The organism is Treponema denticola (genome assembly GCF_024181605.1).
Classification (GTDB): domain Bacteria; phylum Spirochaetota; class Spirochaetia; order Treponematales; family Treponemataceae; genus Treponema_B; species Treponema_B denticola_B.
The window spans coordinates 2,249,024-2,265,255 of the sequence record NZ_CP054477.1 but is presented as its reverse complement, the minus strand read 5'-3'; the positions used below and the strand labels follow the sequence as shown (position 1 = coordinate 2,265,255).

At 42.3% G+C, this 16,232-nt stretch carries 9 protein-coding genes, 1 tRNA gene, 2 rRNA genes and 1 pseudogene; 8 read left to right on the top strand and 5 right to left on the bottom strand.

The features are described from left to right. Positions 1 to 190 precede the first annotated feature (190 nt). Positions 191 to 829 (bottom strand): annotated as a pseudogene (locus E4N80_RS10710) (Rpn family recombination-promoting nuclease/putative transposase); the annotation flags it as partial. Positions 830 to 1,103: 274 nt separating this feature from the next. Here E4N80_RS10710 and E4N80_RS10705 point away from each other — a divergent pair. From E4N80_RS10705 to E4N80_RS10690, 4 genes are all read left to right on the top strand, one after another. Beyond that, a complete protein-coding gene (locus E4N80_RS10705; RefSeq protein WP_253701058.1) occupies positions 1,104 to 3,818 on the top strand; it encodes an efflux RND transporter permease subunit in 2,715 nt (904 codons plus the stop codon). Next, the gene (locus E4N80_RS10700) at positions 3,815 to 4,588 is read left to right on the top strand and encodes an outer membrane lipoprotein-sorting protein (RefSeq protein WP_253699200.1); all 774 of its coding nucleotides are present in this window, start codon (positions 3,815 to 3,817) and stop codon (positions 4,586 to 4,588) included. Before E4N80_RS10705 ends, E4N80_RS10700 begins: the two co-directional genes overlap by 4 nt. Positions 4,589 to 4,657: 69 nt before the next feature. Further along, positions 4,658 to 6,076 carry a hypothetical protein gene (locus E4N80_RS10695; protein ID WP_366796947.1) on the top strand — a complete coding sequence of 473 codons (1,419 nt, stop codon included), beginning with the start codon at positions 4,658 to 4,660 and terminating at the stop codon, positions 6,074 to 6,076. A gap of 45 nt (positions 6,077 to 6,121) precedes the next feature. After that, positions 6,122 to 6,349, top strand: coding sequence for a NifU family protein (locus tag E4N80_RS10690; protein ID WP_253699198.1), 228 nt, complete (start codon positions 6,122 to 6,124; stop codon positions 6,347 to 6,349). Positions 6,350 to 6,362: 13 nt separating this feature from the next. Here E4N80_RS10690 and deoD read toward each other — a convergent pair whose 3' ends face one another. After that, on the bottom strand, positions 6,363 to 7,064 hold the full coding sequence (gene deoD, locus E4N80_RS10685) for a purine-nucleoside phosphorylase (RefSeq protein ID WP_253699197.1): 702 nt from the start codon (positions 7,062 to 7,064) through the stop codon (positions 6,363 to 6,365). 54 nt (positions 7,065 to 7,118) lie between these two features. Between deoD and E4N80_RS10680 the strand changes: the two genes are divergently transcribed. Next, a complete protein-coding gene (locus E4N80_RS10680; protein WP_253699196.1) occupies positions 7,119 to 7,283 on the top strand; it encodes a hypothetical protein in 165 nt (54 codons plus the stop codon). Positions 7,284 to 7,414: 131 nt separating this feature from the next. Here the strand turns inward: E4N80_RS10680 and gatB are convergent, their stop codons facing one another. From gatB to gatC, 3 genes are read right to left on the bottom strand one after another with little or no spacing between them, the layout of a single operon-like run. Next, positions 7,415 to 8,896, bottom strand: coding sequence for an Asp-tRNA(Asn)/Glu-tRNA(Gln) amidotransferase subunit GatB (gatB, locus tag E4N80_RS10675; RefSeq protein ID WP_253699195.1), 1,482 nt, complete (start codon positions 8,894 to 8,896; stop codon positions 7,415 to 7,417). After that, positions 8,889 to 10,346 carry an Asp-tRNA(Asn)/Glu-tRNA(Gln) amidotransferase subunit GatA gene (gatA, locus tag E4N80_RS10670; protein WP_253699194.1) on the bottom strand — a complete coding sequence of 486 codons (1,458 nt, stop codon included), beginning with the start codon at positions 10,344 to 10,346 and terminating at the stop codon, positions 8,889 to 8,891. Before gatA ends, gatB begins: the two co-directional genes overlap by 8 nt. A 14-nt stretch (positions 10,347 to 10,360) precedes the next feature. Continuing rightward, on the bottom strand, positions 10,361 to 10,672 hold the full coding sequence (gene gatC / locus E4N80_RS10665; RefSeq protein WP_002685350.1) for an Asp-tRNA(Asn)/Glu-tRNA(Gln) amidotransferase subunit GatC: 312 nt from the start codon (positions 10,670 to 10,672) through the stop codon (positions 10,361 to 10,363). A gap of 576 nt (positions 10,673 to 11,248) precedes the next feature. Here gatC and E4N80_RS10660 point away from each other — a divergent pair. The 3 genes from E4N80_RS10660 to E4N80_RS10650 all read left to right on the top strand — a co-directional run bounded on the left by E4N80_RS10660 (position 11,249) and on the right by E4N80_RS10650 (position 16,154). After that, positions 11,249 to 12,793: ribosomal RNA gene (locus E4N80_RS10660) — 16S ribosomal RNA — on the top strand. A gap of 135 nt (positions 12,794 to 12,928) precedes the next feature. Then, positions 12,929 to 13,002 (top strand) — tRNA-Ala (locus E4N80_RS10655). Between the two features lie 191 nt (positions 13,003 to 13,193). Next, positions 13,194 to 16,154 (top strand): 23S ribosomal RNA (locus E4N80_RS10650). The 16S and 23S rRNA genes sit together here with 1 tRNA gene alongside, the layout of an rRNA operon. Positions 16,155 to 16,232: the final 78 nt, after the last annotated feature.

Here is a 16,232-nt window from a genome sequence, read left to right as displayed (position 1 = left end):
TATCTCTAATTTATTTTACTATAATACATAAAAAATAAGAAAAAGTCGATAGGAAAACAAATTTATATTTGTATTAGAGGAAGCCATTTTAATAGAAAAACTGCCCCAAGCCGGAGTTTTTTCCAACTTGCAGGTGGTTATGGTTATGACCAAACTATAATTTTCTCCAAAAAAGAGGATACTTCCTTAATTAGAGCTTCTCTATCTCTTCTTTACTTAGACCGGTCATTTGTATGATAAATCCAAGCTCACAGTTTGCTTGTTTCATCAATCTTGCCGTTTCAAGTTTAGTTTGATAAGAGCCGTCGGCAAAGCCTTGTTCAATACCTTCTTGCCTCCCTTTTATTTCGCCCTGCAATATTCCCACTTCAATACCCTGTTGATACCCTTCACTTATACATGAAGCTCTATCATGTTCATATTTCATACGGGAATCATAAAGCCATTTATCTCTAGGACTCATTTCCATTATTGTAATAGTCTCATTTGCCTTTCTCATCATCTGTGATTCTTGTGCCAGCATATTACGTACCTCCACATTATCAGTTTCGATAAATTTCAGCCAATTTAATAAGCGTTTTGTTTTATTATCCTTGTATTGAGATTTCTTTAAGAGTCTCGCTTTTTCAAGGTTTAGTATATGAATCTCAAGTTTTGAAACTAAAGGCTCTTTTGTATCTTGTTCAAGAACAAGATACTTATTGTGCAAACGCTTATTTTTATCAAAGCCTTTTCCTATCAAGTTTATTGTAATACACTTTGGCAATTTTGTATAGTCTTGACCTTGTTTTATGTTTTCATTGTACATCTTAGACCAATAATACAGGGTTCATTTTTTACCTCTTGTAAAAATTATTTAACTAAGGAAAAAAAATTCCCCCTTTTCATAATTATTATAGAAATTGTTTGCAATAAATAGTAAAATTTGAAAAAAGTCGGGGTTTCCAAAGGGGAAATCCCCTTTGGCAGCGCGAGGAAAAGGGATGGGGTCAAAGGGGAAGGGAAAAACCACCGCTCTGAACGGGGGGTTGTCCCTTCCCCTTATTGTATTGACAAAAATATAAGGCGGTTATATAATTAACAAATCTTGTCGAGGGAGCCCCATTATGAAAAAAGAAAAAAAACGCATATTTTCCATAAACAAGTTTTATAAACATCCCGTAGCAATGCTGATAACAATTCTTGCCATAACCTTGTTTTTTGCTCTTCAAATAATAAGATTAAATTTTGATAATAATAATTTCCGTTTTATTCCTAAAAACGATCCTTCCAGAATCAGTGCAAAAAAAATTGCCGACATTTTCGGCGAAGATGTACCTATACTAATAGGTATTGAACGCCGCTTTTCTACTATCATAGATAAAGAATTTTTAGATGAAGTGAAACAACTGGATGAAAAACTAAAAGAAATTGAGTTGGTAAAAAACACGGTTTTGATAACAAATACAACCCATATAGACATTGGCGAAGAAGGGATTGTAAGCGAGCTCATTATTCCGCCGGATTTTTCGGGTGCGGAAGAAGAAATTAAGTCTATTAAACATAAGCTCCGCAGTTGGGACATGTATGAACGGAGCCTTGTTTCGGAGGATTTACATGCAACCCAAATCCTCGTTTTCCTTAATATAACGAATGAAGAAAGCGGTTCTCCCGAAACTATTGCGGCCTGCCGTAAAATTATGAAACTGACAGACTCTTGGAATTTTCCCGATTCTAAAATTTACCTGACGGGAACTCCTATTTTTAACGAGATAGTAAATGAGGCAACCGCCCATGATTTAAGCTTTTTAGTTCCTCTTGTTATCATTGTCGTTTTAGGCGTTTTATTTCTTTCTTTTAGAAGGTTTACCGGTGTGTTTTTACCGCTTTTGACGGTTATATGCTCCGTAATATGGGCTTTGGGAGCGATGGCTCTTTTTAATGTTCCCTTATCGATTCTTTCTACAATTTTGCCGATTATTTTAATTGCAGTCGGTTCGGCATACGGCATCCATGTTATAAACCACTATTATGATGAAGTCATACAAGATGATTCCATCTCAAAAGAGGAGCATAAAGAACAGGTTATCAAAGCCTTAAGCGAGGTTATAAGACCGGTTTTTTTGGCAGCTCTCACAACATTTGCAGGCTTTGTTTCTTTTTGTTTTACCTCCGTCGTCCCCATCTTTGAATTCGGTATCTTTTCGAGCTTCGGCGTTGTTGCCGCATTTTTAATATCCATAACCTTAATTCCCTGCATATTGATACTAAGAGGGCCTAAAAAGCCGTCAATGCGTTGGGCAGATAAAAAAGATAACACCAGCCGTTTGGATCGCGGCATTGCAAGTACTTTTGTTCTTATTGCAGAACATTCCCGCTCGGTCATTCTTTTTGTCGGTCTCATAATAATTTTTTCCGTATTCGGAGTAAAGAAACTTGTTATCGATAACGTTTTGATGGAATATTTTGATAAAGATGTCGCGGTAATTCAATCCGATAGTTTTATGCGTAAACACTTCGGCGGTTCAAAAGTTCTTGAAATGGTCATAAAAACCCAAGACGATTCCGATGTTTTACGTCCCGATATTTTAAAGGCTATCGATGATCTTTCTTCTTTTTTGGAAGAAGAAGTTGAAGATGTAGGCAAGGTTACCTCTATTGTTCCCCTAATTAAGCGTTTAAATCAGGCATATAATGCCGATGAAGCGCCCGAAGGAGTTTCTACAGAAAGTCAAGGAGCCGATGACGGTATAAATGAAGCAGAACCTTCAGACGATTTCGGAGACTTCGGAAATTTTGAAGAAGAATCGGATGATGATACTCAAATTGCAGAAAGCACCTCTAAACCTAAAAAGCAATACAGCCAAGAAGAAATTATGGCTATGCTGAACGAAGCTGCGGAAGAAAGAGCAAAAAATAATCTTTCCGCAGAGGACTTAGTTTATGAATTCGGGAAAAAGATAAATTATAAGGGGCTTGCCTACTATGAGATTCCTTCCGATCCTAAAAAATACGGCAAGAATTCTCAAGAAGAACTTTCGGCCATAATGCAAAACTATCTAATACTTTTAGGAAAAAATACTGAAGGCTTTTTAGATAATAATACAAAGCCCAAAACACTAAAAGTGAACATTCAGCTCCGCACTGTCGGACAGCAAGATACGGACAAGGTTCTTGAAGAAATTAACGAATTTGTACACCTTAAATTCCCCAAGGATGTAATAGCCGAAACAGGCGGCTTTGTATTGGTTGAAAAGACCTTGAACAAACTCGTAGTAGAATCCCAGTTGATTTCAGTTGGAGTTTCCTTATTTATAGTTTTTATAATTCTTTCCGTCTATTATAAATCAGTCTTTGCGGGCTTTTTTGGAATTATCCCGCTGGCACTTTCTATCTTGATTAATTTCGGAATAATGGGCAGATTGGGCATAAAGCTCAACATAGGAACTGCAATGGTTGCGAGTTTTGCAATAGGAATAGGAGTTGATTATACAATTCATCTTTTGGCAGCCTATCATAAATGCTTTTTAAAAACAAAGGGCAGCGGCCAATTTTTGTATCTAACCTTCTTGGGCTCGGGAAAGGCTATTTTATTCAATGCCGTATCCGTAGGAGCAGGTTTTGCAGTTTTAATGTTCTCAAAATTTAATATGCTTTCAGAACTGGGCTTTTTAATTGCCCTGATAATGATAACCAGTTCCCTCGGCAGCTTGACTATTCTTCCGGTTTTATTAAATTTAATGAAACCAAAGTTTATAAGAAAACTTTTACCTGTAGACATAAAGGAAATCAAAAACGAATATCCTTTTAATGAAGAAAAAGATACGGAGGAAGTATGAAAAAAATTACTTTAAGTTTAATTTTTACTATCGGATTTTGCAGTTTAATCTTTGCCCAAAGTGCAGAAGAAATTGCAGCTAAAACAAAGACAAAAAATACGGCATCATCAATGGGATCTGCCTCAAGCTTGGATATACAGTCAGCCGGAAAGACCCTTTCTACCTTGGATATTATTCAATATTCTTCTTTGGACAAAAACGGTTTACAAAGAATGTTTGTCGAAATAAAAAATCCCCCATCTTATAAGGGTTCAAGGTTTTTAATGATTGAAAAAGCCGACGGCACCACGGACCAGAAAATGTATTTGGCTCAAACAAAAAAGGTGCAAAAAATATCGGCTCAAGGAAGTGCCGATGAGCCCTTCATGGGTTCGGACTTTTCAAATAACGATATTTCGTTTATGGAAAGGGACACAAAACTCGATAATTTTAAAATCTTAGGCGAAGAAGAATATGCCGGAGAGCCTGTCTATCTTATAGAATCTACACCCAAGGATAAAAATTATACATATTCAAAAACCATAATGCGGATCACAAAGGATAAAAATCTTTTACTCAAGGCCGAATTTTATCAAGGTTCTCAGCTTGTAAAGACTCTTGAGCTTTACGATTATAAAGAAGTAAACGGAATAATGACAGCCTTTAAGACGAAACTGTCCACCGTCAAAACAAATACCTCAACCATAATCACGATAAAAAAAATAGAATACGGTATGAAGATTCCCGATTATGTATTTACACAAAAATACTTGGAAACCGGTAAAAAATAAATTATTTAGAAATTAAGGGAGACTTTAAATTCAAATTTATTTAAGGTCTCCTATAAGGTATTTTACAATATGAAAAAGTCTTTCTTTATGTTAGTTTTTATCCTTTCTATAAGTTCATTGATTTTTAGCGAAGATGACAGCTTAGGAGATTTCGGTTTTGATAATGAAGAAAGCGGAACGGAATCAAGTGTATTCAGCATAGATTTCGGCGGTGCTTTTTATACGGGCACGGAGGTTTTCTTTGATGCCCTTAAAAAACCTGAAAACTTTAAACCGCCCTTCCCTCTTTGGGGGCATCTCCATTTAGAAGCAAAGTCGCCCCTTGCCGAAGCCTATGCCTCGGTAAATTTAAACGCCAAGACTCTTGCAATAGGAATGGGCGAAACAGCCGAATTCTTTCCCAATCCTCTTTTTCCTGCATGGATTGACGAAGCCTATGTACAAGCCCTTACCGGCCCTGTAGTTTTTGGCGGAGGAATCAAAAAAATAAACTGGGGAAGAGCTAATTTTTTAAGTGTTTTGGATATTGTAAACCCCAAGGACTACAGCAAGCCTTACGAATTCTATCCCGAAAAAATTAAAAAAGCTTCTCCGGTTTTTTTTCTTTCGGCCTATCTGCCCAAAGAAATGAAGCTTGAGTTTGTATATCTTCCGGTTTTTGAAGCCGATGAATTTGCGCTCGACGGGCGATGGGAAAAAAACACATTTGCAAACATTGAGCAAGCTCTACCTTCTTCTGAAAATAAAGCCTTGTTTGAAGCAAAGAAAAAACTTTTTTTAAAAGACCAAAAGACAAACACATTTGACTATTCCCAAGGAGGCTTGCGTTATAGCCTGACAATCGGCGGTAAACACGATCTAGGCTTTCAGTATTTTACGGGCTTTTTACATGAGCCTAATTTTAAATCGGCCCATAAACCTTCCGCTCCCACCGAAGCGGAATTTACACAAGTCTTCGATAAGGCAGAACTTACATACAACCGCTATCATCAAATCGGGGCAGATTATGAGGCAATGTTCGGACAGTTTACAGTACAGGCCGAACTTGCCGCAAACATAACCGCTGACTTAAAAGGAAACAATCCCGATATATACAACCCGAACCTTGCATGGAATTTAGGCCTTTTATACGATCTTCCTAAAAATATAAACTTAAGACTTCAAGCTGCCGAAACCGTAAGACTTTTAAATTCTGGAATAAATCAAGATGAACTCAGCCTCGACACGGAAAAAGGAAGCCCGATAACCTATACCCGCCTCCTTTTCTCCATCTCTCAAACCTTGGTACGAGGCTCCCTTGAATGGAAGCTAAATGCTCTTGTAGGAATAGAAGATGCGGATTTTATAATAAACCCCGAACTTTCATGGCTGATAGGCACAATCGACTTCGATCTAGGCCTCGGCTTTTTCGGCGGCAAAAAAAGCGGTAAATTAGGCCGATACCAAAACAATCATTTTATAAAAATGAGCATCGGCTATGAGTTTTAACTATTTGGTAACTAAAAATATTTAATAAGATAATCGGAGGTCATTATGTTGGTTAAAGAAGAAGTCGAAAAAGGCATAGCCTTGGTAAGGCCTTATTTACAGGCAGACGGCGGAGATATAGAGCTTGATTCGGTTGATGAAGCCGGAAAAGTTTATGTTAAGTTAAAGGGAGCCTGCGGCTCATGTCCTATGGCTATCTACACTCTTAAAATGGGCGTTGAAGAACAGCTTAAGGACATGTTCCCCGAAGTTACTGAGGTGGTTGCAGTTTAAAACTTTAGAGCGGTTAAGCTATTATTGCCTCTAAGGCAATTTCCATCATGGTTTTAAAGGTAGTTTGCCGCTCTTCGGCACTAGTCTGCTCGTGAGTGACTATATTATCCGAAATGGTAAGAACGGCAAGCGCTTGGCGCTTATACTTTGCAGCCAGAGTATAAAGCTCTGCAGCTTCCATCTCGACAGCCAAAACTCCGTAAGCAGCCCACATCTTCCATGTTTCAAGGTCATCATAAAAAACATCAGAGCTGGCAATCGAGCCTACTAAGGGTTTAATACCCATTTTTTGAGCATGGTCATAGGCATTTTTCAGCAAGTTCCAATCTGCGGTGGGCGCATAATGGCAGCCCCTAAAGCGGTGCGTGTTGATACCAGAATCAGTAGAGGCCGACATAGCTAAAACTACATCCCGCAGGCCCATATCCTTTTGCAAGGCTCCGGCCGTTCCGATACGGATCGCCCTTTGTACGCCGTACTCGTTAAACAGCTCATTTGCATAGATTGAAAAAGAAGGCTGCCCCATTCCGGTTCCCTGAACCGAAACCCTTACGCCCTTGTAGGTTCCCGTAAAGCCCAACATACCTCTAACCTTGTTATAACATTGAGGATTTTCCAAAAAATTGTTTGCAACAAATTCCGCTCTCAAAGGATCTCCCGGTAGAAGAATTTTATCGGCAATTTCTCCTTGTTTTGCAGCTATATGAACACTCATCTTTACCTCCAGAAAAATTAAACAAATTCGCTATGTCTTGATTATACCGGTTTTTTGGTAAAGATACAATTACATGCTGTATGGTATGTGAAGGCCGGGACTGAAGGCTCACATCAAGCAAAACTGAAAACGGCAAAGAACTTACTTGATATAGGATTATCCATAGAAAATATTGCAAACGGTATTCTGACAGTAGACGGGGATTTCTTTTCCCCTTAGCGTAACCGGGAACAAGGCAACACTAACCATAGGCGGCGGTACCAATAGCACCGTAATACGGTTGATGCAGGTAAGCTCGCCCACCGCAGCAGAAATTAAAGAGGGAAAGACACCGTAATTGTTTGAAAAGCTTACTCTGTCAGTCTTTTATTCACAAGGTCAGCTGCTTGTTTCGGGTTGGCCTTGCCGCCTGATTTTTTCATAACCTGTCCCATAAGCCAGCCTGCAACATTGGTTTTTCCGTTTTTCCAATCTTGAACGGCCTCGGCATTTTCGGCAAAAACTTCTTCTACAATTTTTTCGATAAAGGAAGAATCGCTTACCTGTTCCATGCCTTTTTCGGCTATTACGGCAGAAGGCTTTTTACCGCAAGCTATCATCTCGGCAAAAACATCTTTGGCCTGCTTGCTTGTTATCTTTCCTTCTTCAATAACATTTACAAGCTCGGCTATAGCTTCAGGTCCGAATTTTAAATCCGAAAGAGAAGAGTTTGTTTCGTTTAAAACAGCCAGAACTTCCGCCAATATCCAGTTGGCACATTTTTTAGGAGAAGAAGATTTTTTAGCCGCCTCTTCAAACCATTCCGCCAGCTCTCTTTCAGAGGTCAGGGTTTGAACATCAAATTCCGACAAGTGATATTCTTTTTTAAAACGGAGCCGTTTTGCTTCCGGTAATTCTCCGACCGAATCACTTACCTCTTTGATAAACTTATCGCTCAACTCCAAGGCTCTTAAATCCGGTTCGGGCATAAAGCGGTAATCTTCCGCTATTGTTTTTGTACGCTGTACTACGGTCTGCCCCGAAGGTTCGTCCCAGCCCATGGTGCGTTTAAAGCCCGTCTTAAAAGCGATGCGGTCTTTGCTGTTGTATTCTTCCAGTTGACGGGAAACCTCATAGGTGCAGGCATCCTTTACAGCCTTAAAGGAGTTCATATTTTTTATTTCGGAAATAGGAGTTCTAAATTCTACACCGTTGTCGATGATTTTTAGATTGACATTTGCATCGCAGCGCAGGGCTCCTTCTTCCATGTTTCCGTCGGTAACGCCGATAAATTTTAAAATCTCTCTGATTGTCTGCATATATTTCGCAGCCTCATCGGGCGTAGACATATCCGGCTTTGAAACAATTTCTATTAGAGGAACGCCTGAGCGGTTAAAGTCAATATAACTGTGCGAGCCTTCTATGTGAAGACTTTTGCCTACATCTTCTTCCAAATGGATTCTCTCAATTCTTATCTTTTTGAATTTCGGTTCTTCATTTTGAGAAGCAAGGTTCACCTCGACTTCACCTTCTTCGCATAGAGGTGTGTAAAATTGAGTTATCTGATAGCCCTTTACAAGGTCGGGATAAAAATAATGCTTTCTGTCGAATTTGGAAAAATTATTTATCCGGCAGCCGAGGGCGTGTCCGGCCTTAATTCCGAATTCTACATATTCCTTGCTTACTCTGGGAAGAGCTCCGGGCAGACCCAGACAGCAGGGGCAGACCCTCGTGTTTGGAATTCCGCCGTAACGGTTTTCGCAAGAACAAAAAGCCTTTGTCTTTGTTAAAAGCTGGCAGTGTATTTCGCAGCCTATAATTATTTCGTATTCTAAATTGCCGTGTTTAAGCATTTTGTTCCTCCCAGGCCTTTGCAAGTTTTAAGATACGGTCTTCAGAAAATTTCTTTCCGCAAAACTGAATGCCTACCGGAAGACCTGCCTTTGTTTTTCCTGCCGGAACCGAAAGGGACGGAATACGGGCAAGGTTTACAAAGGTTGTAAAAAGGTCCGAAAGGTACATAGCGATAGGATCGTCTACTTTTTCGTTAAGCTTAAAGGCCGGGGCCGGAGCCGTAGGGCAGATTATAAAGTCGTATTTTTGTAAAACCTCATTTACTCCCTGAGCTATTTTTGCCCTTACGTTCAAGCTTTTTTCGTAACAGTCTCCTGAAAATTCTTTTGAAAGAACATAGTTGCCGGTTATAATCCGTCTTTTAACTTCGGGGCCGAAGCCTTCGCTTCTTGTTTGGATATAAAGCTCGTCATTTCCCTTGCCGGTATCTTTGCGGAGCCCGAATCTTATTCCGTCTATGCGGGAAAGATTGCTTGCTGCTTCCGAGATTGCAAGTGTATAATATGTCGGAATGGATGCCTCCAAAACAGGTATGGAAACTTCTTCAAGTTTTGCTCCGTTTTTGGTAAGCCAAGCACAGAGTTCGTCAAAGACCTGTTTTACTTCCGGATCTAAGCCTTGGGTATTTAAGAATTCTTTGGGGATTGCAATCTTTAATGAGGCTATTTCTTCTTTTGAGTAGGCAGATAGTTTTAATAATGAAGAAAAATCGGCTTCTTCCGAAGTTTCATCCTTTTCGTCCTTTCCTGCCATAACGGCGAGACCGAGGGCTATATCGGCGGCTTCTTTTCCGAAAAGGCCGACTTGGTCAAGGGAAGAGCTGAAGGCGACTACCCCGTACCTGCTAAAAAGTCCATAAGTCGGTTTAAGACCGTAAATTCCGCAATAAGAAGCCGGAAGACGAACCGAGCCTCCCGTTTCAGTTCCTAAAGAAAAGGGAGCTTGATTTCCTGCAACTACGGCTGCCGAACCTCCTGAGCTGCCGCCCGGAGTTCTAGCCCTGTCAACGGGATTCCTTGACGGGCCGTAGCATGAAAATTCGGTTGAAGAACCCATAGCGAGTTCGTCCATATTTATTCTTCCCATTAAAACGGCTCCCGCTTCCAATAAGCGGTCTATTACCGTTGCATTGTATGGAGCATAGTAGCCTTGTAATGAGCGGCTGCAGCATGTGCAAAGCTTTCCTGCCATTGAGATATTGTCTTTTACTGCAATGGGCAGGCCCAAAAGAGGCTTTTCATCAAAGGAAACGCCTTGAGCTATAAGCTCATCCGCCTTTTTTGCATGTTCTTCTGCATCTTCAAAAAATTCTATAAATCCGTTTAATGGGAGAGGATGCTTTAAATCTTTTTCATACTCATCTTTAAATGCTTTAAGAATTTGAAGGGAAGAAAATTCTTTATTTTTTAATTTGTCACGCAGCTGTGTAAATGTCAAATCAGTTATCATGAAATTTTATCTCCTTAAGCCCCTGAGCCCAAAACCTTCGGAACCCTAAAATAATTATCCATATATTCCGAAGTCATTTTTTTAAGGTCGCTTTGAGCAAGGCCTTCTTTTATTTCAGAGGAGCGTAAGTCTGTTTCACTGTGTTTTGCATACATCGAAGAATCCAAACTGCTGTCCGCAAATTTATCCAAGATTTCAAAATAACCGACCAAGTTATTTACCTGTCCCGATAAGCGGGCTTCTTCCTGTTCACCTAAAGAAAGGCGGGAAAGATACAAAAGTGTCGAAAAAACTTCTTTTGATATTTTATTGCTATTTTTTTCCATAAGTAAAGGGAATAATATCATAAATGTAAAAGGATGTTAAGTAGGGCGAAGGAAGGTAAGCAATACAGCAAAAAAAGGTCGGGAAAATGGAGAGTTTATCGGCAGAAAACTTGTAATAACCTTGCAAAACCCCCTTGACAAAAGTTTGAGAAAGGGGTATATTCGCTCTCACCGTCAGCTAAGACGGTGTGCCTAGAAAAGCAAAGAAAACGTTAGAAAAGTTTTGCAAGTCTTGCAGTTTTGATGAAGACAAGGCTTCTTAAGTTTGGCAGTTTAAAAGCTGCAAAAAATGTTAAAAAAAATAAAAAAACTTTTAAAAAGCACTTGACAAAAAGTGAGAAAATACTGTATACTCACTTTTGCTCGCTATACAACTTTTACTGGTTTTTAGCGGATGATATTTGAAATTAAGAGGGAAGGGAAAGAACAAAAATAGCCAAAGCGTAAAGCTTTTGGTAAGGAAAGTATCAAAAACCGGTAAGGGTTAAGCTGATTAACCTTTACCAAATTCCTTAAACATAAGGGACAAACTAAAATTAGAAATCAACCGCTCTTTAAGGGCGGCTTGAAATAATAATGATGGAGAGTTTGATCCTGGCTCAGAACGAACGCTGGCGGCGCGTCTTAAGCATGCAAGTCGAACGGTAAGGGAGAGCTTGCTCTCCCCTAGAGTGGCGGACTGGTGAGTAACGCGTGGGTGACCTGCCCTGAAGATGGGGATAGCTAGTAGAAATATTAGATAATACCGAATGTGCTCATTTACATAAAGGTAAATGAGGAAAGGAGCTACGGCTCCGCTTTAGGATGGGCCCGCGTCCCATTAGCTAGTTGGTGAGGTAAAGGCTCACCAAGGCAACGATGGGTATCCGGCCTGAGAGGGTGAACGGACACATTGGGACTGAGATACGGCCCAAACTCCTACGGGAGGCAGCAGCTAAGAATCTTCCGCAATGGACGAAAGTCTGACGGAGCGACGCCGTGTGAATGAAGAAGGCCGAAAGGTTGTAAAATTCTTTTGCAGATGAAGAATAAACATAGGAGGGAATGCCTGTGAGATGACGGTAATCATGCGAATAAGCCCCGGCTAATTACGTGCCAGCAGCCGCGGTAACACGTAAGGGGCGAGCGTTGTTCGGAATTATTGGGCGTAAAGGGTATGTAGGCGGTTAGGTAAGCCTGGTGTGAAATCTACGAGCTCAACTCGTAAACTGCATTGGGTACTGCTTGACTTGAATCACGGAGGGGAAACCGGAATTCCAAGTGTAGGGGTGGAATCTGTAGATATTTGGAAGAACACCGGTGGCGAAGGCGGGTTTCTGGCCGATGATTGACGCTGATATACGAAGGTGCGGGGAGCAAACAGGATTAGATACCCTGGTAGTCCGCACAGTAAACGATGTACACTAGGTGTCGGGGCAAGAGCTTCGGTGCCGACGCAAACGCATTAAGTGTACCGCCTGGGAAGTATGCCCGCAAGGGTGAAACTCAAAGGAATTGACGGGGGCCCACACAAGCGGTGGAGCATGTGGTTTAATTCGATGATACGCGAGAAACCTTACCTGGGTTTGACATCAAGAGCAATGACATAGAGATATGGCAGCGTAGCAATACGGCTCTTGACAGGTGCTGCATGGCTGTCGTCAGCTCGTGCCGTGAGGTGTTGGGTTAAGTCCCGCAACGAGCGCAACCCCTACTGCCAGTTACTAACAGGTAAAGCTGAGGACTCTGGCGGAACTGCCGATGACAAATCGGAGGAAGGTGGGGATGACGTCAAGTCATCATGGCCCTTACGTCCAGGGCTACACACGTGCTACAATGGTTGCTACAAATCGAAGCGACACCGCGAGGTCAAGCAAAACGCAAAAAAGCAATCGTAGTCCGGATTGAAGTCTGAAACTCGACTTCATGAAGTTGGAATCGCTAGTAATCGCACATCAGCACGGTGCGGTGAATACGTTCCTGGGCCTTGTACACACCGCCCGTCACACCATCCGAGTCGAGGGTACCCGAAGTCGCTAGTCTAACCCGTAAGGGAGGACGGTGCCGAAGGTACGTTTGGTAAGGAGGGTGAAGTCGTAACAAGGTAGCCGTACCGGAAGGTGCGGCTGGATCACCTCCTTTCTAAGAGAAAGGGTAATTTGAAGGTTGTTTAACCTTCTACAAAATATACAATGTATATTAGTCTTGAAGTACACAAGACAAATCGATACTTCCTTTTCGTTCTTTCCTGAAACTCTTTTTTTATAAAGCAACTGAGGGGATATAGCTCAGCTGGCTAGAGCGGCGGCTTTGCAAGCCGTAGGTCAGGGGTTCGAATCCCCTTATCTCCATAAATACCTTGTTTAACGACAAGGTTTTTATTCGCCCAATTGCTAAGAAAAGGCGAACAGATATTTGACATAACTAGGGAAGGGAATGAAGACGCTGTAGTGGTTAAAACATTACAGTGTAAAAGAAAACTAAAAATACAAAACTTCTTTTTATTTTAGCGAAAGATAAAAGAAAGAAGGGACAATAATATGGTCAAGCGAGAATAGGTTTATGGCGAATGCCTATGGAGCTAAGAGGCGAAGAAGGCCGTGGTAAGCTGCGAAAAGTTCCGTGTAGGAGCACACATCCTGTGATACGGAAATAGCCGAATGGGGTAACCCGTTAGTAGTGATACTAACATTACGCTCTTGAATAAAATAGAGAGGTAAAGCGATACTGAGTGAACTGAACCATCTAAGTAACTCAAGGAAAAGAAATCAAGTGAGATTCCGAAAGTAGCGGCGAGCGAAATTGGAGGAGCCTAAACCCTTTAAAGGGAGTTGAAGGGCTGCATCGGCGTAGGACCGACAAGTTACAAATTCGATTTATAGCAGAAAGGTTTTGGGAAAGCCTGGCGCAGAGGGTGAAACCCCCGTAAGCGAAATAAATCGGACTTGTTGATGCAGTACCTGAGTACGGCGGGGCACGAGAAACCCTGTCGGAAGCCGGGTCGACCACGATCCAAGGCTAAATACTACTTAGCTACCGATAGTGAACAAGTACCGTGAGGGAAAGGTGAAAAGAACCCCAGTAAGGGGAGTGAAATAGAACCTGAAACCGTAAACCAACAAGATGTTACAGCCCTTTTAAGGGTGGTAGCGTGCCTTTTGTAGAATGAGCCTGCGAGTTACGATATGCAGCGAGGTTAAGGAATAGAAGTTCCGGAGCCTAAGGGAAACCGAGTCTTAATAGGGCGAATAGTTGCATGTCGTAGACCCGAAGCCGGAGTGATCTAGTCATGAGCAGGTTGAAGCAAGGGTAAAACCTTGTGGAGGACCGAACTATAATCTGTTAAAAAAGGTATGGATGACTTGTGACTAGGAGTGAAAGGCTAATCAAACCCGGAAATAGCTGGTTCTCCCCGAAATGCCTTTAGGGACAGCCTCATACAAAATTATCGGAGGTAAAGCACTAGTTGGACTAGGGGGCGTCAAAGCCTACCAAACCCAGTTAAACTCTGAATGCCGATAATCAACGTATGGGAGTGAGACTGCGTGCGCTAAGGTTCGCAAGTCAAAAGGGAAACAGCCCAGACCGTCAGCTAAGGTCCCCAAATACTGCTTGAGTGTGAAATGAAGTGTGGATACAAAGACAGCCAGGAGGTTGGCTTAGAAGCAGCAATTCCTTTAAAGAGTGCGTAACAGCTCACTGGTCGAGTGTCCATGCGCAGATAATGTAACGGGGCTAAGCAGTATACCGAAGCTACGGGTCTTATGCATTTTTGAGCATAAGGCGGTAGGGGAGCATTCCATTAACTGATGAAGGCATACTCGCGAGAGGTGCTGGAGGAGATGGAAGAGAGAATGCAGGTATAAGTAACGAAAAGGGAGGTGAGATCCCTCCCCGCCGAAAATCTAAGGTTTCCTGGGTAAAGGTAATCTTCCCAGGGTAAGTCGGCCCCTAAGGCGAGGACGAAGGTCGTAGTCGATGGGAAATCGGTTCATATTCCGATACCTTTTATAATTTCGATGGCAGGACGCATGAGGTGAAACCCGGCCGGCTAACGGATGCCGGTCAAAGTAAGCGAGCCGTTATAAAGGATGATAGGCAAATCCGTCGTCCAAGGTAAGCTGCGACAGCGAGTGAAACTACGGTGGAGCGAAGCGGGCGTAATCAAGGTGCCGGGAAATACTGTCTAAGGTTAAGGTTATAAAAGACCGTACCGTAAACCGACACAGGTAGATGGGATGAGAAATCTAAGGCGCTCGAGAGAACTCGCGTTAAGGAATTCGGCAAAATGCACACGTAACTTCGGAAAAAGTGTGACCTCCTTTTTTTTAAAGATGAGGGGGTGGCAGAAAGCAGGCCCAGGCGACTGTTTATCAAAAACACAGCCATCTGCGAACCAGCAATGGGACGTATAGGTGGTGACACCTGCCCGGTGCCGGAAGGTTAAGAGGAGAGGTTAACAGCAATGTGAAGCTTTGAATTGAAGCCCCGGTAAACGGCGGCCGTAACTATAACGGTCCTAAGGTAGCGAAATTCCTTGTCGGGTAAGTTCCGACCCGCACGAATGGTGTAACGATTCTGGGCACTGTCTCAACGCGAGACTCGGTGAAATTTATATACCGGTAAAGAAGCCGGTTACCCATAGTTAGACGGAAAGACCCCGTGAACCTTCACCGCAACTTATTATTGGGACTTGGTTTATCATGTGTAGAATAGGTGGGAGGCTATGAAGCTTGACCGTTAGGTTGGGTGGAGCCGAAAAGTGAAATACCACCCTTGATAAATCAGGTTTCTAACCTGTCCCGTGAAACCGGGATAGGGACAGTGATAGGCAGGCGGTTTGACTGGGGCGGTCGCCTCCTAAAGAGTAACGGAGGTGCGCGAAGGTCTCCTCACGCCGGTTGGAAATCGGCGCAGCGAGTGTAAAGGCACAAGGAGGCTTAACTGCGAGAGTGACAGCTCAAGCAGATACGAAAGTAGGTCTTAATGATCTGGCGGTAGCGAGTGGAAGCGCCGTCACTTAACGGATAAAAGGTACTCCGGGGATAACAGGCTGATATTCCCCAAGAGTTCACATCGACGGGAATGTTTGGCACCTCGATGTCGGCTCATCGCATCCTGGGGCTGAAGCAGGTCCCAAGGGTTTGGCTGTTCGCCAATTAAAGCGGTACGTGAGCTGGGTTCAGAACGTCGCGAGACAGTTCGGTCCCTATCTGCTATGGGCGTTGGATACGTGAGAGGAGCTGTTTTTAGTACGAGAGGACCGAAATGGACGAACCTCTGGTGTACCGGTTATCCTGCCAAGGGTAATTGCCGGGTAGCTAAGTTCGGAAGGGATAACCGCTGAAGGCATCTAAGTGGGAAGCCCGCCTCAAGACTACGTATCCCTGAGGGTTTAACCCTCCTAAAGACTCCTTGCACACTACAAGGTTGATAGGTTGGAGGTTTAAGCACAGTAATGTGTTCAGCCGACCAATACTAATAAGTCGTGAGGCTTGACCATATTATTGTTTCTTTTTTCTATACATAAATAAAGATTAACTTTCTTCTTCATTCTCTTTTTTAGTACACTTAAAACTTG

What these genes read in the sequence shown, in the direction of transcription:
- gatA (WP_253699194.1), bottom strand. Translation starts at nt 10,346, where the DNA reads ATGATAACTGATTTGACATTTACACAGCTGCGTGACAAATTAAAAAAT.
- gatB (WP_253699195.1), bottom strand. Translation starts at nt 8,896, where the DNA reads ATGCTTAAACACGGCAATTTAGAATACGAAATAATTATAGGCTGCGAA.
- E4N80_RS10700 (WP_253699200.1), top strand. Translation starts at nt 3,815, where the DNA reads ATGAAAAAAATTACTTTAAGTTTAATTTTTACTATCGGATTTTGCAGT.
- E4N80_RS10690 (WP_253699198.1), top strand. Translation starts at nt 6,122, where the DNA reads ATGTTGGTTAAAGAAGAAGTCGAAAAAGGCATAGCCTTGGTAAGGCCT.
- E4N80_RS10695 (WP_366796947.1), top strand. Translation starts at nt 4,658, where the DNA reads ATGAAAAAGTCTTTCTTTATGTTAGTTTTTATCCTTTCTATAAGTTCA.
- gatC (WP_002685350.1), bottom strand. Translation starts at nt 10,672, where the DNA reads ATGGAAAAAAATAGCAATAAAATATCAAAAGAAGTTTTTTCGACACTT.
- deoD (WP_253699197.1), bottom strand. Translation starts at nt 7,064, where the DNA reads ATGAGTGTTCATATAGCTGCAAAACAAGGAGAAATTGCCGATAAAATT.